The organism is Leclercia sp. S52 (assembly GCF_039727615.1).
In the GTDB taxonomy this organism is placed as follows: Bacteria; Pseudomonadota; Gammaproteobacteria; order Enterobacterales; family Enterobacteriaceae; genus Enterobacter; species Enterobacter adecarboxylatus_B.
The window spans coordinates 2,899,428-2,921,246 of the sequence record NZ_CP152474.1 but is presented as its reverse complement, the minus strand read 5'-3'; the positions used below and the strand labels follow the sequence as shown (position 1 = coordinate 2,921,246).

At 53.1% G+C, this 21,819-nt stretch carries 33 protein-coding genes and 3 pseudogenes; 28 read left to right on the top strand and 8 right to left on the bottom strand.

The window, feature by feature from the left end; genetic code table 11:
- The first annotated feature begins 7 nt into the window (after positions 1–7).
- The 4 genes and pseudogenes from tsaB (at position 8) to rnd (ending at position 4,428) form a co-directional block, all read left to right on the top strand.
- Positions 8–705, top strand: a pseudogene (gene tsaB / locus AAHB66_RS14080) (tRNA (adenosine(37)-N6)-threonylcarbamoyltransferase complex dimerization subunit type 1 TsaB).
- A gap of 37 nt (positions 706–742) precedes the next feature.
- Positions 743–1,336 carry a Slp family lipoprotein gene (locus AAHB66_RS14075; protein WP_347113360.1) on the top strand — a complete coding sequence of 198 codons (594 nt, stop codon included), beginning with the start codon at positions 743–745 and terminating at the stop codon, positions 1,334–1,336.
- A gap of 204 nt (positions 1,337–1,540) precedes the next feature.
- Positions 1,541–3,226: a long-chain-fatty-acid--CoA ligase FadD gene (fadD, locus tag AAHB66_RS14070; RefSeq protein ID WP_347113359.1), complete on the top strand. Its 1,686-nt coding sequence runs from the start codon at positions 1,541–1,543 to the stop codon at positions 3,224–3,226.
- A gap of 74 nt (positions 3,227–3,300) precedes the next feature.
- Positions 3,301–4,428: a ribonuclease D gene (rnd, locus tag AAHB66_RS14065; RefSeq protein WP_347113358.1), complete on the top strand. Its 1,128-nt coding sequence runs from the start codon at positions 3,301–3,303 to the stop codon at positions 4,426–4,428.
- Between the two features lie 61 nt (positions 4,429–4,489).
- Here rnd and minE read toward each other — a convergent pair whose 3' ends face one another.
- The 8 genes and pseudogenes from minE to AAHB66_RS14025 form a co-directional block, all read right to left on the bottom strand.
- Positions 4,490–4,759, bottom strand: a complete 270-nt coding sequence (gene minE, locus AAHB66_RS14060; protein WP_032611475.1) for a cell division topological specificity factor MinE — start codon at positions 4,757–4,759, stop codon at positions 4,490–4,492.
- Positions 4,760–4,762: 3 nt separating this feature from the next.
- Positions 4,763–5,575 (bottom strand): septum site-determining protein MinD, encoded by an 813-nt coding sequence (gene minD / locus AAHB66_RS14055; RefSeq protein WP_142489923.1) that lies wholly within the window; start codon positions 5,573–5,575, stop codon positions 4,763–4,765.
- Between the two features lie 23 nt (positions 5,576–5,598).
- Positions 5,599–6,292 (bottom strand): annotated as a pseudogene (gene minC, locus AAHB66_RS14050) (septum site-determining protein MinC).
- Between the two features lie 177 nt (positions 6,293–6,469).
- Positions 6,470–7,519 carry a site-specific integrase gene (locus AAHB66_RS14045; RefSeq protein WP_347113357.1) on the bottom strand — a complete coding sequence of 350 codons (1,050 nt, stop codon included), beginning with the start codon at positions 7,517–7,519 and terminating at the stop codon, positions 6,470–6,472.
- Positions 7,520–7,764: 245 nt separating this feature from the next.
- A complete protein-coding gene (locus AAHB66_RS14040; RefSeq protein WP_347113356.1) occupies positions 7,765–8,160 on the bottom strand; it encodes a hypothetical protein in 396 nt (131 codons plus the stop codon).
- Between the two features lie 138 nt (positions 8,161–8,298).
- Positions 8,299–8,541 (bottom strand): hypothetical protein, encoded by a 243-nt coding sequence (locus tag AAHB66_RS14035; RefSeq protein ID WP_347113355.1) that lies wholly within the window; start codon positions 8,539–8,541, stop codon positions 8,299–8,301.
- 191 nt (positions 8,542–8,732) lie between these two features.
- Complete coding sequence (locus AAHB66_RS14030) at positions 8,733–8,948, bottom strand: hypothetical protein (protein WP_347113354.1); 216 nt, start codon at positions 8,946–8,948, stop codon at positions 8,733–8,735.
- A gap of 468 nt (positions 8,949–9,416) precedes the next feature.
- Positions 9,417–10,169: a helix-turn-helix transcriptional regulator gene (locus tag AAHB66_RS14025; protein WP_347113353.1), complete on the bottom strand. Its 753-nt coding sequence runs from the start codon at positions 10,167–10,169 to the stop codon at positions 9,417–9,419.
- A 34-nt stretch (positions 10,170–10,203) separates the two neighbouring features.
- Here AAHB66_RS14025 and AAHB66_RS14020 point away from each other — a divergent pair, with 34 nt between their 5' ends.
- The 24 genes and pseudogenes from AAHB66_RS14020 to AAHB66_RS13905 all read left to right on the top strand — a co-directional run bounded on the left by AAHB66_RS14020 (position 10,204) and on the right by AAHB66_RS13905 (position 21,651).
- Complete coding sequence (locus AAHB66_RS14020) at positions 10,204–10,434, top strand: Cro/Cl family transcriptional regulator (RefSeq protein ID WP_347113352.1); 231 nt, start codon at positions 10,204–10,206, stop codon at positions 10,432–10,434.
- 130 nt (positions 10,435–10,564) lie between these two features.
- The gene (locus tag AAHB66_RS14015) at positions 10,565–11,104 is read left to right on the top strand and encodes a toxin YdaT domain-containing protein (RefSeq protein ID WP_347113351.1); all 540 of its coding nucleotides are present in this window, start codon (positions 10,565–10,567) and stop codon (positions 11,102–11,104) included.
- 133 nt (positions 11,105–11,237) lie between these two features.
- Positions 11,238–11,585, top strand: coding sequence for an HNH endonuclease signature motif containing protein (locus AAHB66_RS14010; RefSeq protein WP_347116490.1), 348 nt, complete (start codon positions 11,238–11,240; stop codon positions 11,583–11,585).
- Positions 11,582–11,695: pseudogene (locus tag AAHB66_RS14005) on the top strand (primosomal protein); the annotation flags it as partial. The gene AAHB66_RS14010 and the pseudogene AAHB66_RS14005, both read left to right, overlap by 4 nt.
- Positions 11,696–11,973: 278 nt before the next feature.
- Positions 11,974–12,222: an XRE family transcriptional regulator gene (locus tag AAHB66_RS14000; RefSeq protein ID WP_347113350.1), complete on the top strand. Its 249-nt coding sequence runs from the start codon at positions 11,974–11,976 to the stop codon at positions 12,220–12,222.
- The gene (locus AAHB66_RS13995) at positions 12,219–12,674 is read left to right on the top strand and encodes a hypothetical protein (protein ID WP_347113349.1); all 456 of its coding nucleotides are present in this window, start codon (positions 12,219–12,221) and stop codon (positions 12,672–12,674) included. The genes AAHB66_RS14000 and AAHB66_RS13995 overlap by 4 nt, the downstream gene beginning before the upstream one ends.
- 4 nt (positions 12,675–12,678) lie before the next feature.
- On the top strand, positions 12,679–13,353 hold the full coding sequence (locus AAHB66_RS13990; protein ID WP_347113348.1) for a DUF551 domain-containing protein: 675 nt from the start codon (positions 12,679–12,681) through the stop codon (positions 13,351–13,353).
- Positions 13,353–13,613 carry a hypothetical protein gene (locus tag AAHB66_RS13985; protein ID WP_347113347.1) on the top strand — a complete coding sequence of 87 codons (261 nt, stop codon included), beginning with the start codon at positions 13,353–13,355 and terminating at the stop codon, positions 13,611–13,613. The genes AAHB66_RS13990 and AAHB66_RS13985 overlap by 1 nt, the downstream gene beginning before the upstream one ends.
- A gap of 187 nt (positions 13,614–13,800) precedes the next feature.
- A complete protein-coding gene (locus tag AAHB66_RS13980) occupies positions 13,801–14,238 on the top strand; it encodes a recombination protein NinB (protein WP_347113346.1) in 438 nt (145 codons plus the stop codon).
- Positions 14,231–14,401 (top strand): NinE family protein, encoded by a 171-nt coding sequence (locus tag AAHB66_RS13975; RefSeq protein ID WP_032612199.1) that lies wholly within the window; start codon positions 14,231–14,233, stop codon positions 14,399–14,401. The genes AAHB66_RS13980 and AAHB66_RS13975 overlap by 8 nt, the downstream gene beginning before the upstream one ends.
- Positions 14,394–14,711 (top strand): hypothetical protein, encoded by a 318-nt coding sequence (locus AAHB66_RS13970; protein WP_347113345.1) that lies wholly within the window; start codon positions 14,394–14,396, stop codon positions 14,709–14,711. Before AAHB66_RS13975 ends, AAHB66_RS13970 begins: the two co-directional genes overlap by 8 nt.
- Positions 14,704–15,309, top strand: coding sequence for a recombination protein NinG (locus AAHB66_RS13965; protein ID WP_347113344.1), 606 nt, complete (start codon positions 14,704–14,706; stop codon positions 15,307–15,309). The genes AAHB66_RS13970 and AAHB66_RS13965 overlap by 8 nt, the downstream gene beginning before the upstream one ends.
- Positions 15,306–15,416, top strand: a complete 111-nt coding sequence (locus tag AAHB66_RS13960) for a hypothetical protein (protein WP_347113343.1) — start codon at positions 15,306–15,308, stop codon at positions 15,414–15,416. The genes AAHB66_RS13965 and AAHB66_RS13960 overlap by 4 nt, the downstream gene beginning before the upstream one ends.
- Positions 15,416–16,120 (top strand): bacteriophage antitermination protein Q, encoded by a 705-nt coding sequence (locus AAHB66_RS13955; RefSeq protein ID WP_347113342.1) that lies wholly within the window; start codon positions 15,416–15,418, stop codon positions 16,118–16,120. Before AAHB66_RS13960 ends, AAHB66_RS13955 begins: the two co-directional genes overlap by 1 nt.
- A gap of 237 nt (positions 16,121–16,357) precedes the next feature.
- Positions 16,358–16,738 carry a hypothetical protein gene (locus AAHB66_RS13950; protein ID WP_032612193.1) on the top strand — a complete coding sequence of 127 codons (381 nt, stop codon included), beginning with the start codon at positions 16,358–16,360 and terminating at the stop codon, positions 16,736–16,738.
- On the top strand, positions 16,728–17,012 hold the full coding sequence (locus AAHB66_RS13945) for a hypothetical protein (RefSeq protein WP_347113341.1): 285 nt from the start codon (positions 16,728–16,730) through the stop codon (positions 17,010–17,012). Before AAHB66_RS13950 ends, AAHB66_RS13945 begins: the two co-directional genes overlap by 11 nt.
- Positions 17,009–17,476 (top strand): glycoside hydrolase family protein, encoded by a 468-nt coding sequence (locus tag AAHB66_RS13940; RefSeq protein ID WP_347113340.1) that lies wholly within the window; start codon positions 17,009–17,011, stop codon positions 17,474–17,476. The genes AAHB66_RS13945 and AAHB66_RS13940 overlap by 4 nt, the downstream gene beginning before the upstream one ends.
- Positions 17,476–17,730, top strand: coding sequence for a hypothetical protein (locus tag AAHB66_RS13935; protein WP_250366121.1), 255 nt, complete (start codon positions 17,476–17,478; stop codon positions 17,728–17,730). The genes AAHB66_RS13940 and AAHB66_RS13935 overlap by 1 nt, the downstream gene beginning before the upstream one ends.
- Positions 17,727–17,996, top strand: coding sequence for a hypothetical protein (locus AAHB66_RS13930; RefSeq protein WP_347113339.1), 270 nt, complete (start codon positions 17,727–17,729; stop codon positions 17,994–17,996). Before AAHB66_RS13935 ends, AAHB66_RS13930 begins: the two co-directional genes overlap by 4 nt.
- Positions 17,997–18,672: 676 nt before the next feature.
- On the top strand, positions 18,673–19,227 hold the full coding sequence (locus tag AAHB66_RS13925) for a Rha family transcriptional regulator (RefSeq protein WP_347113338.1): 555 nt from the start codon (positions 18,673–18,675) through the stop codon (positions 19,225–19,227).
- A 117-nt stretch (positions 19,228–19,344) separates the two neighbouring features.
- On the top strand, positions 19,345–19,644 hold the full coding sequence (locus AAHB66_RS13920; protein WP_247866743.1) for a hypothetical protein: 300 nt from the start codon (positions 19,345–19,347) through the stop codon (positions 19,642–19,644).
- 109 nt (positions 19,645–19,753) lie between these two features.
- Positions 19,754–19,957: a hypothetical protein gene (locus tag AAHB66_RS13915; protein WP_347113337.1), complete on the top strand. Its 204-nt coding sequence runs from the start codon at positions 19,754–19,756 to the stop codon at positions 19,955–19,957.
- Positions 19,958–19,960: 3 nt separating this feature from the next.
- Positions 19,961–20,401, top strand: a complete 441-nt coding sequence (locus tag AAHB66_RS13910) for a ubiquitin carboxyl-hydrolase (RefSeq protein WP_347113336.1) — start codon at positions 19,961–19,963, stop codon at positions 20,399–20,401.
- The gene (locus tag AAHB66_RS13905; protein ID WP_347113335.1) at positions 20,398–21,651 is read left to right on the top strand and encodes a PBSX family phage terminase large subunit; all 1,254 of its coding nucleotides are present in this window, start codon (positions 20,398–20,400) and stop codon (positions 21,649–21,651) included. Before AAHB66_RS13910 ends, AAHB66_RS13905 begins: the two co-directional genes overlap by 4 nt.
- Positions 21,652–21,819: the final 168 nt, after the last annotated feature.

Genomic DNA, 21,819 nt, shown 5'->3' with positions numbered 1-21,819 from the left:
ACAACACATGCGAATTCTGGCTATTGATACCGCCACAGAGGCCTGCTCTGTTGCCCTGTGGAACGACGGTAAACTCTGTGCTCATTTCGAAGAGTGCCCCCCGGGAACATACCCAACGTATCCTGCCTTTGGTGAAGATGATCCTCACCGAGGGCGACACCTCCCTGAATAACCTTGATGCCCTGGCCTATGGCCGCGGCCCCGGCAGCTTTACCGGCGTGCGTATCGGTATCGGCATTGCCCAGGGGCTGGCGCTGGGCGCTGACCTGCCGATGATCGGCGTCTCGACGCTCGCCACTATGGCCGAGGGGGGCGTGGCGCAATACTGGTGCCACCCGCGTGCTGGCCGCTATCGACGCCCGCATGGGTGAAGTCTACTGGGCGGAATACACCCGCGATGAGCAGGGCGTCTGGCACGGTGAAGAGAGCGAAGCCGTACTCACCCCTGACGCAGCAGGCGAACGCATGAAGCAGCTTTCCGGCGAGTGGGCAACCGTCGGCACCGGCTGGCCGGCGTGGCCTGAGATGGCCAACGACAGCGGTCTGACCCTGGTGGACGGTAAAGTGTTGCTGCCTGCCGCGGAAGATATGCTGCCTATCGCCCGCCAGCTGCTGGCCGCAGGAAAAACTGTGGCGGTCGAGAAGGCCGAGCCGGTTTATTTGCGAAACACCGTAGCGTGGAAGAAACTTCCGGGCCGGGAGTGAATCTCAGTATCAGAGTCTGAGAAAAAGGAGTCGCATCATGGCGGTTCAAAAATATGTTGTTCGCCTGCTGACCGTCGGGGCACTGGCCCTGGCATTAACAGGATGTGTCTCTGTCCCTGATGCTATCAAGGGCAGCAGCCCGACCCCGCAGCAGGATCTGGTCCGGGTGATGAACGCCCCGGAACTGTACGTCGGCCAGGAAGCACGCTTTGGCGGCAAGGTGGTGGAGGTGATGAACCAGCAGGGGAAAACCCGTCTGGAAATCGCCACCGTCCCGCTGGACAGCGGCGCACGGCCGATTCTGGGTGAAGCCTCGCGCGGGCGCATCTATGCCGATATTAACGGTTTCCTCGACCCGGTGGATTTCCGTGGCCAGCTGATCACCGTCGTCGGCACCATCACCGGCGCGGAGCAGGGCAAAATTGGCAACACGCCGTATAAATTTATGACTCTGCAGACCAACGGCTACAAACGCTGGCGGGTGGTGCAGCAGGTTATGATGCCGCCGCAGCCTATTGACCCCTTCTACTGGGGCCCGCATCCGTGGCGCTATGGATATGGCTACGGCTACGGCGGCTGGCCAGGTTACGGTCCCGGACCGGCTCAGGTTCGGACGGTGGTAACAGAGTAAGTACCTGTTATAACTGAAGAAGAAACAGCGGCCCTGCCGCTGTTTCGTTTTTTTTATCGCTATAACAAAAATAAATAGTGACGCGCTTCGCAACCTTAAATCCGGACAATTAATAAACTGGTACGCTGAGTTAATATTATGTTAACGACTTGTTTATTAACCGGGGCTGTGATGACGACGAACACGCTTTTCAGAGGTGATGTAGTGAAGAAGGTTTGGCTTAACCGTTATCCTGCGGATGTTCCTGCAGAGATCAATCCTGACCGTTATCAATCCCTGGTTGAACTGTTTGAAAACTCCGTGACGCGCTACGCCGATCGGCCTGCGTTTGTGAACATGGGCGAGGTGATGACCTTCCGTAAGCTGGAAGAGCGCAGCCGGGCATTTGCGGCCTACCTGCAACAGGGTTTAGGCCTGAAGAAAGGCGACCGCGTGGCATTGATGATGCCTAACCTGCTCCAGTATCCGGTGGCGCTGTTTGGCATCCTGCGGGCCGGGATGATCGTGGTTAACGTCAACCCGCTCTATACCCCGCGTGAGCTGGAGCACCAGCTGAACGACAGCGGCGCCTCGGCGATTGTGATTGTCTCGAACTTCGCGCATACCCTGGAAAAAGTGGTCGATAAGACCCAGGTGAAACACGTCATTCTGACGCGGATGGGCGATCAGCTCTCCACCGCCAAAGGGACGCTGGTGAACTTCGTTGTTAAGTACGTCAAACGTCTGGTGCCTAAATACCACCTGCCGGACGCCATCTCCTTCCGCCGGGCGCTGCACAACGGCTACCGCATGCAGTACGTGAAGCCGGAAGTGGTGCCGCAGGATCTCGCCTTCCTGCAGTACACCGGTGGCACCACCGGGGTGGCGAAAGGGGCGATGCTCACCCATCGCAACATGCTGGCCAACCTTGAGCAGGTGAATGCCACCTACGGGCCGCTGCTGCATCGCGGCAAAGAGCTGGTGATCACCGCGCTGCCGCTCTATCACATCTTCGCCCTGACCATGAACTGCCTGCTGTTTATCGAGCTGGGCGGGCAGAACGTGCTGATCACCAACCCGCGCGACATTCCGGGGCTGGTAAAAGAGCTGGCGAAATATCCCTTTACCGCCATGACCGGGGTGAACACCCTGTTTAACGCGCTGCTGAACAACAAAGAGTTCCAGCAGCTCGACTTCTCGACCCTGCATCTGTCGGCGGGCGGCGGAATGCCGGTCCAGCAGGCGGTGGCCGAGCGCTGGGTCAAGCTCACCGGGCAGTATCTGCTGGAGGGCTACGGCCTGACCGAGTGCGCCCCGCTGGTGAGCGTGAACCCGCACGATATCGACTACCACAGCGGCAGCATCGGCCTGCCGGTGCCCTCCACCGAAGCTAAACTGGTGGATGACGACGATAACGAAGTGCCGCACGGCGAGCCGGGCGAACTGTGCGTACGCGGGCCGCAGGTGATGCTGGGCTACTGGCAGCGTCCGGATGCCACCGACGAAATCATCAAGGACGGTTGGCTGCATACCGGTGACATCGCGGTGATGGATGACGAAGGTTTCCTGCGCATCGTCGATCGTAAGAAAGACATGATCCTGGTCTCCGGGTTCAACGTCTATCCGAACGAGATCGAGGACGTGGTGATGCAGCACAATGGCGTGCTGGAAGTGGCCGCAGTAGGGGTTCCGGCGGGCAGCAGCGGCGAAACGGTGAAAATCTTTGTGGTGAAAAAAGATCCTGACCTCAGCGAAGAGGCGCTAATTACCTTCTGCCGTCGCCAGCTGACCGGCTACAAAGTGCCGAAGCTGGTGGAGTTTCGCGATGAACTGCCTAAATCCAACGTCGGGAAGATATTACGACGAGAATTACGTGACGAAGCGCGCGCCAAAGTAGACAATAAAGCCTGAGCTTCGTGTTAGTCACCCAAAGACGCTGGCCATGCCGGCGTTTTTTTATGGGCGCAAACCAAAGAGAATATGATTTGAATTACCAGATGATCACCACCAACGACGAGCTGGCTTCGCTGTGCGATGTCACCCGTGACGCACCCGCCATCGCGCTGGATACCGAGTTTGTCCGTACCCGCACCTATTACCCGCAGCTGGGTCTGATCCAGATGTATGACGGAAAAAATGTGTCGCTTATCGACCCGCTGGGGATCACCGACTGGGCGCCGATGCGCGCGCTGCTGCTGGATACCGCCATCACCAAATATCTGCATGCCGGAAGTGAAGATCTGGAAGTTTTCCTCAATACCTTCGGCATCATGCCGGAGCCGCTGATCGACACCCAGATCCTCGCCGCCTTTGCCGGCCGCCCGCTGTCATGGGGCTTTGCCGCTATGGTGGAAGAGTACACCGGCCTGGCGATCGACAAGAGTGAATCCCGCACCGACTGGCTGGCACGCCCGCTGACCGAACGCCAGCTCGACTACGCCGCGGCGGATGTGTTCTATCTGCTGCCGATCGCCGGTCAGCTGATGAAAGAGGCCGAAGCCTCCGGCTGGCTGCCTGCCGCCCTGAATGAGTGCCGGATGACGCAGCTGCGTCGTCAGGAGACCACCGATCCGAAAGAGGCGTGGCGCGACATCAGCAACGCCTGGCAGCTGCGCACCCGCCAGCTGGCCTGTCTGCAGCTTCTGGCCGAGTGGCGCCTGCGTAAGGCGCGCGAGCGCGACCTGGCGGTGAACTTTGTGGTGCGTGAAGAGCATCTGTGGGCCGTGGCGCGTTACATGCCGGGTAGCCTGGGTGAACTGGACAGCATCGGCCTTTCTGGTTCGGAGATCCGCTTCCACGGTAAGACCCTGCTGGCGCTGGTAGCAAAAGCGCAGGAGCTGCCGGAAGAGGCATTGCCGCAGCCGCTGTTGAACCTGATGGATATGCCGGGTTATCGCAAAGCGTTTAAGGCGATTAAAGCCCTGGTGCAGGAAGTGGCAGCGGAGAGCAAAGTCAGCGCCGAGCTGCTGGCCTCACGTCGTCAGATCAACCAGCTGCTTAACGCGCACTGGAAACTGAAACCGCAGAACGGTACGCCGGAACTGGTGGCAGGCTGGCGCGGGGAACTGATGGCCGATCGCCTGAACACGCTACTGGAAGCGTATCCGCAGTAATCGCCCAGGAGGGGGGAACCGTAGGCCGGGCAAGCGTAGCGCCGCCCGGCAACAGGCACGGTTACGAACGTGACTCTTCCGCTTCCGGCAGGGTCACGTTGAGCTCCAGAATCGAGATATCCCCGTCCTTTTGCTCCAGCTGTACGGTCACCATTTCCGGGTCAATCTGCACGTACTTGCAGATCACTTCCAGAATGTCTTTACGCAGCTGCGGCAGGTAATGCGGTTCCGCGTCGCTGCGGCGGCGTTCTGCCACGATGATCTGCAGACGCTCTTTTGCGATGTTGGCGGTGCTTTTTTTCCGCGAGAGAAAAAAGTCCAGTAATGCCATAACTTATCCTCCGAACAGGCGTTTGAGGAAACCTTTCTTCTCTTCTTCGATGAAGCGGAAAGGACGTTCTTCTCCGAGCAGACGATCTACCGTGTCCGCATACGCTTTACCGGCGTCTGCGTTAGCGTCGAGGATAACCGGTTCACCCTGGTTAGAGGCGCGCAGCACGGATTGATCTTCCGGGATAACGCCAACCAGTTTGATGCGCAGGATCTCGAGCACGTCTTCCATACTCAGCATATCACCTTTATTGACACGACCCGGATTATAACGGGTCAGCAGCAGGTGCTCTTTAATCGGTTCTTCGCCATTTTCCGCACGGCGGGATTTCGAGGCGAGGATCCCTAAAATACGGTCGGAGTCGCGCACGGACGACACTTCCGGGTTGGTGGTGATGATCGCTTCATCGGCGAAGTAGAGCGCCATCAGCGCGCCGGTTTCGATGCCTGCCGGTGAATCGCAGACCACGAAATCGAACTCCATCTTTTTCAGCTCATCGAGCACCTTTTCCACGCCTTCACGGGTCAGCGCATCCTTGTCGCGCGTCTGTGAAGCGGGAAGAATATAGAGATTGTCGGTACGTTTATCTTTAATCATTGCCTGATTCAGCGTGGCGTCACCCTGAATCACGTTCACAAAATCGTACACCACACGGCGTTCACAACCCATAATCAGGTCAAGGTTACGCAGGCCGATATCGAAATCGATAACGACGGTTTTCTTTCCCTTCTGGGCCAAACCAGTAGCGATGGCCGCGCTGGAGGTGGTCTTGCCAACGCCTCCTTTACCCGAAGTAACAACAATAATGCGTGCCATAGAAATTCCTTGTTAAAAAGGGATCAATTCAACGGTTGAACGGTCAAAGCGTTGTCTGCCAGCCGCAGACGTGCCGCTTTGCCAGAAAATTCGGCCGGGATGTTATCACTCAGCCAGTAAACACCTGCGATGGAGACCAGCTCCGCCTCCAGGTGGGTACAAAAAATTTGCGCATCGCGATCGCCGCTGGCACCTGCCAGCGCGCGGCCTCGCATTGAGCCATAAATATGGATATTGCCATCCGCAATCAGCTCCGCCCCCGCGCTGACGTGGTTGGTCACAATCAGGTCACAGTTTGGCGCATAAATACGCTGACCGGAACGCACTGGCAGATCAATCAATCGCGTTTTTGTGACAGGGGTAACAGGGGGGTTCTGGCGGGGCAGGGGGCTCTGCGCGCGGGGCTTTGTCTTTGCCTTCGTTCAGCAGCGGAAGACCCGCCCGATCGATTTCGGCTTTAAGTTCAGCGTCTTTGCAGCCGCTGATACCCACAATTCGCAGGCCGGTGGCGGTTACCGCCTGTTGCAAATGGTGCCAGTTAACCGGCGCTTCGAGGCCGCTTACGTTGATGACCACGGGCGCATGTTTCAGAAATGCGGGCGCCTGGGCGATTTTGTCTTCTAACGCCTGACGAATAACCTCGGGTTTTGCTTCATGCAAATGAACCACTGATAAGGTGAAGCTACTGCCTTTAAGCTCGATGGGCGTGTTTGACATCCTGGCCTTACTCAATTTGCTTTTACCACGACCTGTGCGCCGTGATATTCCGAAGAGTATCAGGCATGTTATAGTCACAATTATATTGAGGCAAGTCACCCTCCCGCTTAATTCAGAGTAAATATCTATTTTATTTTTGCATGCATTTTCAGCATGCTTAAAAAATATCTATCTGTATCAGCCAGTTGCGCGTTTGTTTTTCGTTCTCCTTATTTTTAGTTCATCTTCGTGTGTCAAAAACGTGACGGAATCGACGAATTTATTAAGATGCTCGGCACTCAGGTGAGCGTATTTTTTCACCATCTCCAGAGTTTCCCATCCACCCATCTCTTTCAACATCATCAGAGGCGTTCCGTTCTGGATGTGCCAACTTGCCCAGGTATGACGTAAATCGTGAAAACGGAAGTCAGGGATTTGTGCGGCCTCAAGTGCCCGGTTAAACTCTTTCCGTTCGATATCTTTCAACCGTTCACCATTAACCGAGAAGACGTACTCACAGGACATGTCGCATTCGCGTAAAATCCTGATCGCTTCATCGTTCAAGGGTAACGCTCTTGCCCGGCCTGATTTTGCATTCTCAGCGGTGACCATAGCATTGCGATTTTCCGTATCGACATTTTCCCACTTCAGAGAAAGTATCTCTCCGCGCCGCGCTCCGGTAAGCAGGGCAAAAGAGACGATTCTCCTCAGCAGGTCAGACTGGATGGCATCAATCAGATCCCTGGCCTGCCACTTCCTCATCCATTTCACCCGCACCTTTGGCTCTCTCAATTCCGGCACGTATGGGCGGTGGTCAATCCACCCATGCTTCAACGCCAGAGAAAACGCTCGCACGATGAAAGCCCGGTATCGGTTGATGGTTCCGTTCTCCAGAGGGTACCGAGATTTATGCTGCGAATGAGTAGGCATCTTTCTGGCTATTTCTTCGCCCTTGATGCTGGTTATCGCCCGGCCTTTAAACACTGCCAGCCAGTATTTTGCATATCCCTTTTTCGAGCCGTACAGCGTCTGGTCTTCTGCATCCTTGAGGGCCAGAATGATGATCTCCTCAAACAGATGTTCCTTCCTTTTATCCAGACGCGACTCACTCCACAGCTCATGCTTCAGCTTGTCGTGGTACTCCTTCGCTTTTGCCTTTTCTTCGGTGCCAGCAGAATGTCTAACTCGCGTTCCATCTGGAGCTGAGATATCAACCCAGTAGTTTTTCCCTCTTTTGTAGATCGGCATTTTGAATGCTCCTTACCGACCACAGCCAGCCGGAAGATATTGTTAGTTGTTTGGGAGAACTTTTCCACGCTTTCTTCGCTTGCCCGCCATGAGCCGCCGACTTTAAACATGTGATAGCGCGATGGGTTCCGGTAGATAGTGCTGGGAGATACGTTGATACGTGCCGCGAATGCTGGCACTTTCATAAACGGTTTTTCGGTTGCCATAGGTTTACTCCAGGCAAAAAAGAAACCGCCCTTAGGCGGTTATTCGATGCGGATGCCAGGAATCTTCCCGGCATTAATGGCGTCGTAAATACAAGAGTAAATATCAATCAATGAGCCATCTTCACGCTCCTGACCAGCAACATCTCGCCACCATTTATGCATTGCATCACAAGCAGCATCACGCTTCCTGTCCTCTTCTGATTGGATAGGACGAAATTGAAGACTGTAAGTTTGATAGCAATCCTCGGTACCTCCAAAAGTTGTAAAAACCGTATGATGATCAGAGATAAATTTGATGGTAACTGGCATCCAATCAGCAACTCTTTTTATCTCGCACTCGCAACCAACAGGTGGCATTCCTTCTCCATCCCAAATTGGCTGATTAGATGCTCCGCCCTTTGATGCAAGTGAAAGAATATCAATATCAGTTGTCATTATTGATGGCGCCGGACATGCAGTAGATACCATAAATGTCACCTATAAAAATGCCCTCGCAATGGAGGGCTAATGAGGGATAACGTGGCAGTGCATTCGCACCCAATAGCCGACTCAGTGAATCAGCTATCAGTTGCGCTACAGGGTGAGCAGGTCGAGCTTTTCCAGTATTGCTGTGGTGTCATCGTCAGAAACTTCATCCTGCCAGTTGAACTCCTCTAAGGCTGCCGTAACCGTATCTCTCTGCTCATCCGTGAAGAAATCATCCCGGTAGTCACTCCATGACGCCGCAACGAGGCGTCCGCCTGCCACACCCATGTCGGCGCTTACCGGCGGCTCCTTGCCATCCTCAAACTCAACAACGAAAGTCATCTTTCCCATAATCTCTCCTCATGCCGCACGCTGGGCGCGCAGCTTCTTCAAATGTGCTGATGTTTCGAGGTCATCCCATAAGCGGAAGTTCTGGGGTATTAAAGGTGACCATCACGCTCAAGTCATCGTTAAGAACTTTCAGGAAATCGATTAGTTGCTTCACCGCCTTACCCTCTGAAGTTACCCGCTAAAAGGCCGCGTTAAGCGGCTTGCTCAGCCTGTTTCTTTTCTTCGTGCTCACACATTCGCTTATGAGCTTCTTCGCACCGCTTAATGCAGTCCTCTCGCTTCTCCTTCGGCAGAGAAAAGAACATCAACTCAATGCAGCCGACCATCCCGCCACTGCATTCGGCAGTTACGCCATCGGCCCAATATTTAACCCTTGCCGAATGATTCGGTTTTTTGTTACTCGCCATACCCTCACCCTTTTGTTTATTCACCGCAGGCCACTCGACCCGATCGATTCGTTCTGTGCGTAATGCTTGCGCCGTGCATCGCGTATCTTCTCCAGCTCGCAATTCTTCGCTGACTGGTGATACTTGCTGATGTGGCAGACCGGAGTGCGTGGGTCGAAGTCACGACCGCATACCGGGCACTTGATGCTGTTCTTCATGGGAACCTCACTATCAGGCTTGAATTACGCATCGCTCTCGCAAAAGCGATCTGTAATTCGCTTGTGAGCAGCATTGCCGTTCTTCATGAACCCGCCGCGCTCCCGACGCATGGTTTACTGTCGCGCCGTTCGACTGACCGAGACGCTGTGCTGTCTCGATGGATTCATAATGTACTGATAGTTCATCAAAGTAAAGTACCCAAAGTACATATTTTAGGTAAGATAAGTTCACAAGCGGTTAAGCTTATGAACTTAAAAGGAATTTATTTTTCTATCCGAATCTGCGAAGGTCTATAGATTGGCGTATAAGTACTTTTGCCATAACAAACAGCTGATCTTCTTCGTTATTTTCTATGAACCAACGTTCGTATGCTGGGTTGTCTGAAATGACAGCAAGCCGGTTCTTGAGCATTTGCAATCTTTTAACATGCAGAGAACGGCCAAAGACGAAAACATAAATCCCATCGCCATCGAAGTGATTTACAGAGATGTCTACGAAAATCTCATCCCCAGGATTTATCGTCCCCTCCATGCTATCGCCATTAACAGTCACTACTTTGACGCTTTCTTGTGGCCTGCCATTGAACATAGAACGCGCCTGTTCGGTCGTGTATTCAATAGCTCTTATCTTTTCAACAAACTCATTTGTGATCATTGTCCCTGGCCCCGCACTGGCTTGGACATCAAGAACATCAACGCGATACACACCCGATGCCCGCTTATAATGATCTGAGTTTATACTATCATTATCTGTATATCCATACAGGTATTGGGCTGTTGTTCCAAGTAACGTAGCAAGCCTCTCCATTAGTGGTGGCCTTGGCACAGACTCGCCATTAAACCACTTGCTTACAGCCTTTGGGGTTATCTTCAGACGGCCAGCTATCTCAGCCTGGCGACCATAAACCGGGATTCCCGCCTTATCACAGGCCAGCGCAAGCCTTTGCGAGAAACTTTCACGCTCTTTTGATTGAACCATAAGTTCAACTATATTCGTTGTTGACTGTACTATCAGTTCCGTCATAATATGAACTACAAGTTCACCACAGGAGACGCAAATGAACGAAGTTACGTTTGGAGCCGTTATCAAATCAGTTCGCGTGTCTGTTGTGGCTGAGGTTTGCGGACTTACGCCCAAAGCCATTTATAAATGGATTGAGCGTGGTTCTCTGCCGCGTACCGAGTTTACAGGAGAAACCGAGTACGCGGACAAGATCGCCAGAGCATCAGGCGGCAAGTACTCAGCAGCACAGATTCGTCGTATCGGTAAGCAGCAATTTGTTATGTAAATAAAATGTACTATTAGTACCGAACGGCCCGGTATATGGTCGGGTGCCCGGCGTGGTCAAGGTTGACTGTCAATGGTGCACGATAAACAACACCAATAAACATTAACTATTTCAAACAAATGGAACGTATATGCAATCACTTACTTATCAACAGAATATCGGATTTTCGCCCGGCGTGATGATAAATCGCGCTCAGCAAAAACAGGAAGATAACCACGACGCGATCCGCAATGCGATTCGCTCATGGGCAGCTTCTCAGGGGCAGGACGTGGTGACGATGCTGATCGTCAATGAGTACCGGGAGCAGGGCGGGGTGGATATCACCTTCCCGGAAGACTTAAGCAGGCAGCGTCAGAAGCTGTTCCGCTTCCTCGATAACCGGTTTGACTCCGAGCAGTACCGCGAGAACGTGCGCCAGCTGACACCGGCAATCATGGCCGTTCTGCCGATTGAGTACCGCACAAAGCTGGTTGGCGCTGACTGCAAGCTGACACGTCTGGCTGAGGCTGAAAAGGAAGTATCGGAAGCTAAGCAGGCCGTCATGCTGGACGCGCCAGAGCATCAGAAGCTGAAAGAGGTAAGCGAGGGTATAGCTGCCATGTTCCGCCTCATGCCGGACCAGGTAGGCCCGCTGATGACGATGGTCACCTCAATGCTGGGAGTTATGTGATGGGTACTACCAAAAAAAGCGAAAGCCCTTGAAGCGGTCACTTCAAAGGCCTTCTCAACACTGTGTTACGCCAAGTAACGGGAGTAAGTATGCCAGGCAATTTTGAATATGTAAATCATCAGGAGGGTAAGTGATGGCTCGTCAATTTTCCACGCAGAAGAGGCTATCTGTTTTCACTAAGTCCTCTGGCAAGTGCGCTTATTGCGGCAACACCCTCTCAATCGAAAGCATGCACATTGATCATATCAAGCCGAAGAAGCGCGGTGGGAATAATGATCTCGGCAATCTTAATGGCTCCTGCCGCCCATGTAATACAGCGAAGGGTGACAGAGATTTAGATGACTACCGCCTGCACATGATGATTAAAAAATCTGAATTCAGTGGCGTGATCACCTTCAAGCAATGGCAGGACCTCAATGAAAGAGGGGTGCTAATTAACCTCCCGATCCACTTATTTAACTTTGAGGTTGAGTCCTTATGAGCAGAGCAGCAACGGACTGGGCGTGGAGCCTTGAACTAAAAGCATCACAAAAACTTCTGATGCTCTCTCTGGCAGACCGTGCTGACGAATCGCACTGCTGCTATCCGGCGCGCATCGTCGATCTGCTGGCTGACGGCCAACCACGTGGAGCGGTAGAGATTGCCCAGGGCCTGGGCGTCACCTACAAGCAGATATCTACCGCGATATCGGTGCTGGTTAAGACTGGCGAGCTGAAGCACCGCGGCGCGAAAGGCGGTCGTGTTTACTCACTGGCTAAGCAGGTGAAAAGGCCAACTCTGCGCTGCAAGTCTGAGAACGTGATTTTCCAGGAGTGCCGGCAGAGCGAGGCTATGAAGCGCGTTCTGATGGTATGGGGAAGGGCTCCAGCATGAGTGAGTGGAGTAATTACCGCTGGATGGTTAGAACCATGGCGAAAGATAACGGCGTAACGCTTATCAGCATCGCCAAGCACTGCGGCGTATCGCGTGTGAGGCTTAACCAAATTTTGCAGGCCGGGCCATCCCAAGAGCAGGAAGAACTCATTGCTGAAGCTCTGGGCTGCGCGGGATGTGACCTTGCGGAAATCCACAGGCAAATGGGTGAGCTGTCAGACAAGTACGGGGAGCCATCAGCATGAGCATCAGAACCTACGCAGTGAATTGCAATGACGCATGGCTTAACACCGAGGGCGATGATATTTCGGGCTCATACGTTAAATACAGAGACCATCAGGAAGTGGTGTCCGCTCTTGAGGCCAAGTGCTCGGCGCTGGCTGCTGAGAATTCGGCGCTGAGCAAGTTCATTGATGATGAATGCTATGTATATGGGCCACACGATGTCGAGCCAGTTGACGCTGCGCTAGAGAAGCCAGAAACCCCGGCCACAGACGCCTTCCTGGCTGAAGTGCGGGCTCAGGGTGTGGAGATGTTTGCCGAAATGTATGCGTGTGAAGCTATCAAAGATGGCGACGTTGAAGGATGGAAATCCAATGTCAGCAATGCCGCCTCAGAATACGCCGCCCAACTTCGCCAGGAGGCCAACACCGCAGAACTGGTAGCCGCTGGAATCATCACTAAGGTGGGGGAGTAGGGATATGGCTAAGTTAACCAAAGAGTTTATGCAAGATATTATCTCGGGCAATGGATTCGGAGTGGCACCTTCCGCAGTTTCGGAAATGGCCCGCCAGCTTCTCGCCAGCATGGAGCAGGAGCCGGTGGCGTGGACAACTGGAGGTTTCAGCCAAAACGTTGGATGTAATTTCGGTGAAAAGGAGCCAGGTGAAGCGCCATCTATCGCTACCGTCTACTGGGATCGCAATGTTTTTAGGCATCACGCGGATTGCGAAGAGACATCCGATAGATGGCTTGCTGAGGCAATAAAAAACACTGGAGCTATGCCACTCTACGCAGCACCACAGTTACCGCAGCCAGCACCAGAAGTCACCGCAGATGATTGCCCGGCATTCATCAAGTATGACGTGACGGATGTGGCTGAGGCATGGTCTCGAGGGCATAACCAGTGCCGCTCCGCCATGCTTCAGGGTGCAGAGCCTGTGCAGGGGTGGATTCCGTGCAGTGAGCGGATGCCTCCTAGGATTCAAGATACGTCAATAGAATACCTGGTGTATGAAACACTGAACAATAGAGTTTCTCATGACTACTGGAGTGTTCCAGAAGGCAACAAAAGCTGCCAGGCATTTTGGAATCATTACAGTGATAGTGTTACCCACTGGATGCCGCTGCCAGCAGCGCCGCAGCAGGAGGCATGATGTACGACAAATACACTCTCAATCGCTGCGACGCCATGGAGTGGCTTGCAGGGCATTACCCGACCTTTCCCGACAAGATGCCAGATGTGCCTTTAAAGGCTGACTGGTGTAGTGCCAGTTTGTTTATGGGGTGGTGCTTCGTGATTTTGCTCGATGGTTCGCTGGTGTTTGCTGACTGCTTATCACCACCGATCCGGGCGGAAGACATGGCGGGCTTCAAGCTTCCTGAAATTACTAATCTCAACGTCAAGCAGCGTTGAAAGTTGATAATCAATTCTCAAAAGTAGTGGTATAATTACTGTGCCGCCGGAGTGAACGACCGGCGGTGCAGGCGCGTCATATTGGGGACGATATGACGACACACATCGAGTACACCAACACCCTTTCACCGATGCAGAAATGCACCGGCGATTTTCTGCATTCTGCGGTTTCCTGCGGGGAGGCCGTATGAAACAGCAATTCCTCCTCCGTAACACCAACATCCGCGCCAATGCCATCAATGCGATTAACCAGTTGCAGCTCGACGAGAAGCGCCCGGTCGTCATCGAGATAAAAGAGATGACCCGCTCCATCGACCAGAATTCCAAGCTTTGGGCAATTTTGGGCGACATCAGCAGCCAGGTTGAATGGCATGGCCGCAAGCTCTCATCTGAGAGTTGGAAGCATATCTTCACCGCCGCGCTGGTAAAGCAGGAAGTCGTGCCGAACTTAGCCGGTGATGGCTTCGTGGTACTGGGCCAGTCAACCAGCAAGATGACCGTCGGCCAGATGCGTGACCTCATCGAGCTGATTCACGCCTTTGGTGCTGAGCGTAACGTCCGCTGGGGCGATGAATCCCGCCTGGCTATGGAATGGGCTTCCCGCTTCGGAGGTGCCCGTGGCTAGTCCTCTTGCTCGCATTATCACAAATGAAATCTACCGCGTCCGTACTCGCCGCAAGCGTAAGCCGGAACTCAAGCCATCCGAAATCCCAACCCTCAAGGGCTACACCGCCCGTCTCGTCGATCAGAAATGGCTGCGCCTGGCAGCAAGGAGAAATCATGCGTGAGTTAAGAGCGGGCGGCCTGGCGCTGATAATCGACAGCAATAAGCAGGCTGATATTGGCAAGTGCGTGACTACGGTCGAACTGGTACCAGCTCGCGGGTCATTTAAGTCCCCGCATGGTCGCCCGACAGTGAACTGCAGCGATTGTCAGTGCTGGCTGGTAACTGGTGATGTGAAGTCTGAAATGGGCAAGGAGTCCCCGATTTGGTCCGGCAACGGTTGGTCGCTTTATCCTCCGCAATATCTGATTCCACTTGACGGAGATGATTTCATCGATGAGCTGATATCTGACAAGGAGAAGTCACATGCGTAAGCCAGCCCGCCGCAAGTGCAAAGTATGCAACGAGTGGTTCATCCCCCAGTACGACAACGTCCGTTGGTGCTGCCCGGCTCACGGCGCTATCTATGCCCTGGAGCTGCGAGCTAAGCAGAAGGTGAAAGAGGCAGCCAAGCGCATCAAGGATGAGCGCCGGAAGGAGCAGGAATCGCGCCGGAGCCACGCAGAACGACGCCGGGCAGTTAAGCCGATCAGCCACTGGATGCAGATGACTCAGCGCGCTGTCAACGACTGGCGGCGCACTACGCTGCTGGCTGCCGGGTATGGCTGCATCTCATGCGGAACAAAGACCGCCTTTGCATGGCATGCCGGCCACTACCGCACCACAGCCGCCGCCCCGCAGCTCCGCTTTAACCCGGACAATATCTGGCTGCAGTGCTCAGCCTGTAACGTTCATAAGTCAGGAAATATCGAGGCCTACAGAGCTGCGCTGGTTGAGCTGATCGGCGAAGAAAATGTGCTGGCGCTCGAATCCAATAACGAAACCCACCGTTACACCCGCGAAGAACTGGACGGCATCCGCGCCGATGCCAGGGCTAAGCTTCGCGCCCTCAAACAGCAGGAGGCAGCATGACCCGCGATCAGATAGCCAGATACCAGGCGGAAAGCGTCATGCGCGCCAATATGCCGCCAGTAGCAAAGCACAGCCAGACCAAACAACCTCAGAAGGAAGCCGCTTAATGAACGTTCAATATCTGCAGTATGTGCGTGAACAGCTGATCGTTGCGACTGCCGATCTGAGTGGTGCCACTAAAGGCCAGCTGGTCGCCTTTGCTGAAAATGCCATGTTCACTGCCACCCCGCGCAGTCGTTCCCGCGTGAAGGTGATTAACCCGGCTAACGGGAAGCTGGTTAACCCGAGCAATCCGCCAATCCCCGGGCAGCAGTCGCGCGCTAAAGGCTCGCACATCCCGCTCGTCCAACCGGTCGAGTTCTCCACTGCATCGTGGCGCCGGGCGGTCCTGTCGCTCGAAGAACACCAGAAGGCGTGGCTGCTCTGGAACTACAGCGAGAACGTGCGCTGGGAGAACCAGGTGGCGATTACTCAGTGGGCATGGGGTGAGTTCAGGGCGCAGCTGGGCGTGAAGAAGGTGGCTGGCAAGACCATGGACAGGCTGAAGGCGTTAATCTGGCTGGCGGCGCAGGATGTTAAAGCTGAGTTGGCCGGTAGGGAGACTTACCAGAAGCAGGATCTAGCTGAGCTATGCGGAGTGAAGCCGGATAACTGGAGTCATAACTACGCCGACTACTGGAATTCCATGTGCGCCATATTCGAGCGACTTGATAGTGATGCTTTGCTGCGAGCGGTGAGAACACGATCACAACAAAAAGCAGCTTTTTCGCAGCAGGGTGTTGCAAAAGTCAATAAAATAGCATACATTTAGCGTAAATCTGATATCGTCGCCATATCTTTGGTTGTCGACTGAATTACACAAAAGAGCCTCGGTTAATAGCCGGGGCTTTTTCGTATCTGAATCCCGCTACCTGGGACCTTTAGGCCGAAGAGCCGGTATTGCCATTCCCTCACATACGCCTACGGGCGATTTAAGCGCCGTTGGAAATCCCCATCTCCAGATGTACGGCGCTCTTTTATTTTTTCAATGCGCAGCTGGGATTACCCAATGGAGAACAGCCTAATCACAAGCATTGCTGCCGTCTTATTTGGTGGCGGTGCGCTCGCGCTTTTCTGGAAGCCACTAAGCGCGGTCATTGCTTCAGCCGTAACGAATAACAGGGCGGGCGGCGAGGTAATCACACATTACAAAGAGCAGGTTGTTCTTCTCAAAGCCACTAACGACGAGCTGCGTCAAGAGAACAACGAATTGAGAGAGCGAAGAGAAAAGGATCTGCAGCGTATTTCCCATCTCGAAAGTGACATACGCATCATCAAAAGCTCGCTTCGCATACTGATAGCAATGACCCAGTCCGGAGGCGATGAACAGTTCCGGGGCCAGGTGAGCTCAATGCTCGCGAAGCTGGAGGAAGATCGCCATGAAAGTTAAAGCGTTTATTGAGAGCCATAAAGGGCGCCTCATGATAGGCGCCATGTTTCTTCTGTTCTGTGCCATGTGCAGCGTAATGACGATCGCCTTCACTTACTCCAACAGCAAAATCCGTGCGGAGTACCGCGATATAGCTGACGAACGAGACAAGAAGGTTGAATTGCTTGCGGTGCAGGTAAGCGAGATGAAATCAAAGCTCGACTCTATTCCAGAGCGAACTGCAGAAAAGACTGCCGACAAAGTAAAGCCACTGGTTGAGGAGGAGAAGAAGTGAGCCAGATTATCCCCATCCTCAACTTTGAGGAAGGCTATCGGGAAAAGCCATACCGAGACACTCTTGGATATCCCACTATTGCCGGCGGCATTAAGATCGGCCCCAAAGGCGCAGCACTTTCCAATTACACCTTCACCGTACCGCGCAGGGTTGGCGACGTGTGGAAAGAGGTATTTGTCGAGAACACTATCACCGAGATGCAACTGCGACCGGCAATCATCAGCGCACTGAAGAGTTGCAATGATGCCCGCCGGGATGTGCTGATTAGCATGGCATACCAAATGGGCGTTCCCGGCCTCGCTGGTTTCAAAAACACTCTCGCTATGATCTCCGAAGGAAACTTCGACGGCGCCTCACGCGGCATGCTCAACAGCCTGTGGGCTAAGCAAACACCAGAACGCGCTCAGCGCCATGCTGAGGTGATGCGATCTGGTAGCTATGACATCTACAAAGGCCTCATCTGATGGATGCTCTGAACATGCTTCGAGGGATGTCGGGGAATATCTCACTCAGTCGCACACAAGCCGCTCTAGGTTTCCTGGTCAGCAGTTGTGTGGTTGCATGGCAGGCCTATCAGGGAACTCTGTCTGAAGTCGTATTTGGCCTGTACTTCGGTTTCTGCACCGCCGGCTACCTCGGTGCCAAAAAGCTGTCCGGAGATAAGGATATCAAAGAGCAACAAATCGACGCCGGTATGAACCCAGGAGAAAAACCATGAGCATCATCGAAATGCTGATAGCCGGTTTCTTCGCTGTATTGGCTATCGCTGCCAGCGCATTTGGCATCGGCCACTCGAAAGGTAAGGGCAAAGCTGAACAGGCCGCCACAGAGAGAGAAACGAAAGCCAAAATCGAACAAGCCACTGCCGCAACCAAACGCCAGACGCAAACAAGCAAAGAGGCTTCAGATGTTCAGGAAACCGTTACTCGCATGCCTGGCAACAATGTTGATGACGAGCTGCGCAGAGACTGGCTCAACAAATAACACAGTCGTGGTGGACACAGCCTGTAACTGGGTGAAGCCGATCCTCGTTACTGATGCTGACATCCTATCGATGGATGAGCGTACCAAAAGAGCGATCCTGACCCACAACAAAACGTGGAAAGCCAACTGCGATACGGAAGCCGCTAAATGAGTGTGTACTCGATCTACAACATCATCTCCGGCGGATGCATTGCTGCGCTGCTAATGACATGGCTCTTCTTCTGGATTTACTGGAGGCAGGAGCACCGTCACCGCGATGAAATAAGACGGCTTCAGCGAGAGGTCGTGATGGAGATAAAGAACGCGCACAAGTTGAATTAGCGCAGGACAAAGAACCTCATCCCTGAGGCTCTGACACAGTCTCTCCTCTGGACTTTAAGCATAGCCACCCGGCTAACCGAGCGAGTATTGACTATTGAGCAAATGAGCAATATAAATAGGCCATGCTGTCACACTAGCATCCGCTCTTAATATCTCCCTCTGAAAAATAGCAGCATCGAACCTCGCCACCGTGCGGGGTTTTTTATGCCTGAATTTCACCGCGCACCGCAGCGCATTCAACCACGTCGAACCCAACCCTTTGGAATGAGCCTTTGAGGAGTCAGTTAGTGCTGGCGAGCCTCGACGGGCTGATCTCCTATGCGGCAAAGGTTCATCTCAAAGTAAGGTACACGCTATGAACTACCCAACAGTCATTAACGGCATCGATTTCCGCGATCTGATTTTTGTGGCAAACAACGATCCGGTTACAGATTCTTTCATGGTGGCAAAAGCATTTGGCAAGCTATCGAAAAACGTAGTCCGCGATATTGAAAGGACTATTGATGCTTGCCCGCCGGAGTTTGATACAAAGCTCAACTTTGAGCTTTGCTATAAAAACAATGAGTTACAGAATGGTAAGCCGCAGAAATTCTACCGTCTCCGCAAAGATGGATTAATGCTTCTGGTGATGTCCTATACCAAGAAGGAAGCTATGCGAATCAAGATTGCATACATCAATGCTTTCAACTGGATGTACGCAATGCTTCAGATTGGCCAGCGCCAGTTTGAGGAAGAGCGAAACGCGGTCATGCTGGAGTTCATGAAAGAGAAAGACGTAGCGAGTATGTCCGGGCGTCTGCTCAATCGCTGGGGAAGGGTGAAAAAGCCTATCCTGCTGGCGAAAATTGAACGACTTGAAAAGCAGGGGCAGATACCGCTGCCGGGATTCACCAAAGCAATTACTGAATAGGGGTCGCCACTGAGCGGCCTTTTTTGTGCCCATTCTAAAGCTCATCTCCGGGTGAGCTTGATAATGGAAAAAGTGTCACCATGATGTAGGTTCACACATGTAATAATGGATAAAATAATGATCTACGACGTGAAGACCTACTACATCAACAGCAAAACAGATAGCCACCTCATTCGATATGATGTGATTGAAATTGACAGTGATACCTACCGAGTAAAAGTGACCATTGATCAGCAGCGAGGGGTAACAACCCCTAACTTGCTGAGCCAAGTTGAAGAATTTGACATTACACTTACTGCGTATCATCAGAAGCACAATATTGGAATTCCCGGAGCTAACTCCCAAATGGGAGGGAAGCCCACATTTGAAGCAGACATCAAGAATTTCCTTCAAGAGCATCGCGATAGACTTTCTTAAACATAACCGCCTCCGGGCGGTTTTTTATTGCCATCACAATGGGAAGACTCATCGTAATGGCTGTAGCGGATAAATATGAAATATGCCCTGTACGGGGTAAAGAGGCTTTATGGCTGACATTCACCAGATCACGATAACCCTTGATATGAAGGAACACGTCGCACGCTCTCAAGAAGTGCTTAAGGAACTGCAGCGAAGGGTGAGTGAGCTTAGCCCGCGTGTCTCAGAAGAGGACGCGCTACGGATCCTTCTTCTCGACATGACCTTCGATTACCTGAAGGCAAAGAGCCAAGCACAGGAAAGAACGGAGTAACGAATGAGCAAGGCGACCAAAGCTAAAACTGGCCGCCCTTCTGATTATTTACCAGAGGTGGCTGCTGACATCTGTTCACTGCTTGCCGATGGGGAAAGTCTGCGCAAAGTTTGCGATCGCCCCGGCATGCCTAATAAGGCAACAGTGTTCCGCTGGCTGGCTCAGCACGAAGAGTTTCGCGACCAATACGCGAAAGCCACTGAGACGCGCGCCGACGCTATTTTCGAAGAGATGTTCGATATTGCGGATGATGTGCCAGCAGAGGCGGCAGAAGTAGCCAAAGCCCGCCTGCGTATCGATACTCGCAAATGGGCGATAGCTCGAATGAACCCGAAGAAGTACGGCGACAAAGTCAGCCAGGAAATTGACCATAAATCATCTGATGGCAGCATGGCGACGAAGCCTACAACGATTCATCTGCTGCCTGTTGAGCCGAAATCATGAGTGAGTCCGTTCAACTTCCGATCCCAGCCAAACTGGCGGCGCTATTCATTGCCACTGGTAAGCGTTATCGCTGCTCACACGGCGGACGCGGAAGTGCAAAGACACGTACATTCGCGCTTATGACAGCGGTGAAAGCGTACCAGGCGATGATGAACGGTGAGAGCGGGGTGATCCTGTGCGCGCGCGAGTTCATGAACTCGCTGGAAGAGTCGAGCATGCAGGAGGTTAAGCAGGCCATTCTGTCTGTACCATGGTTGGCTTCTAACTTCGAGATCGGCGAAAAGTACATCCGCACGATCGACAAGACGGTGACGTATGTATTTGCCGGGTTGCGGCACAACTTAGACAGTATCAAGTCCAAGGCGAGAATCTTGCTCTGTTGGGTCGATGAGGCTGAATCTGTCAGCGAAATAGCCTGGCAGAAGTTGAGCCCGACCGTTCGTGAGGAAGGTTCAGAGATTTGGGTGACGTGGAACCCGGAGCGCGACGGTAGCGCCACGGACAAGCGTTTCCGCAAAGAGGCAGGCGACGACTGCATCACCGTTGAAATGAACTACACGGATAACCCGTGGTTCCCTGACGTGCTGGAAGGTGAGCGACAGAACGATCAGCGACGCCTCGACCCGGCGACATACGCATGGGTGTGGGAAGGCGCTTACCTAGAAAACTCCGATAAGCAGGTGCTGGCTGGCAAATACCGGATCGCAGAGTTCTCAGACAATCTCTGGAAAGAGGCTGAACGCCTGTTCTTTGGTGCTGACTTTGGTTTCGCCAAAGACCCTAACACTCTGGTGCGCTCTTTCATCCTGCATAACCGGCTGTACATCGAGTACGAGGCATACGGTCAGCAGACAGAACTTGACCACATGCCTGAGCTATACGACACAATTCCCGGCTCGCGTGATTGGCCCATTAAAGCCGACTCAGCGCGGCCTGAGACAATCAGCTATCTCAAGCGGCAGGGATTCAATATCTCAGCTGCTGAGAAGTGGCAGGGGAGTGTTGAGGACGGGATAGCGCATCTTCGTGGATTCGACGAAATCATTATCCATCCGCGCTGCAAGAATGTAGCGCGTGAGGCCCGTATGTGGTCGTACAAAACGGACCGCATTACCGGCGAGGTTCTGCCGAAACTGGCCGATGGATATGAGCATTGCTGGGACGGCATTCGTTACAGTCTCGATGGGCACATTAAGCGTAAGGGCCAGATGGCCGGGATGATGATTCCTAAGCGCCTGCAAGGCAAATAATTACCGTAAGATATAGATAAAATAGACTATTCAATGCCATGATTGACACCCTTTATTGATGAGGATATCGAAGTGGATGAATGGTTTGTATCGTGGTGCGTTTACACACCAAGTGACGCGGGTGGACTGAACGTATCGCATTTTGGATCCAGCATAGAGCATTACCCA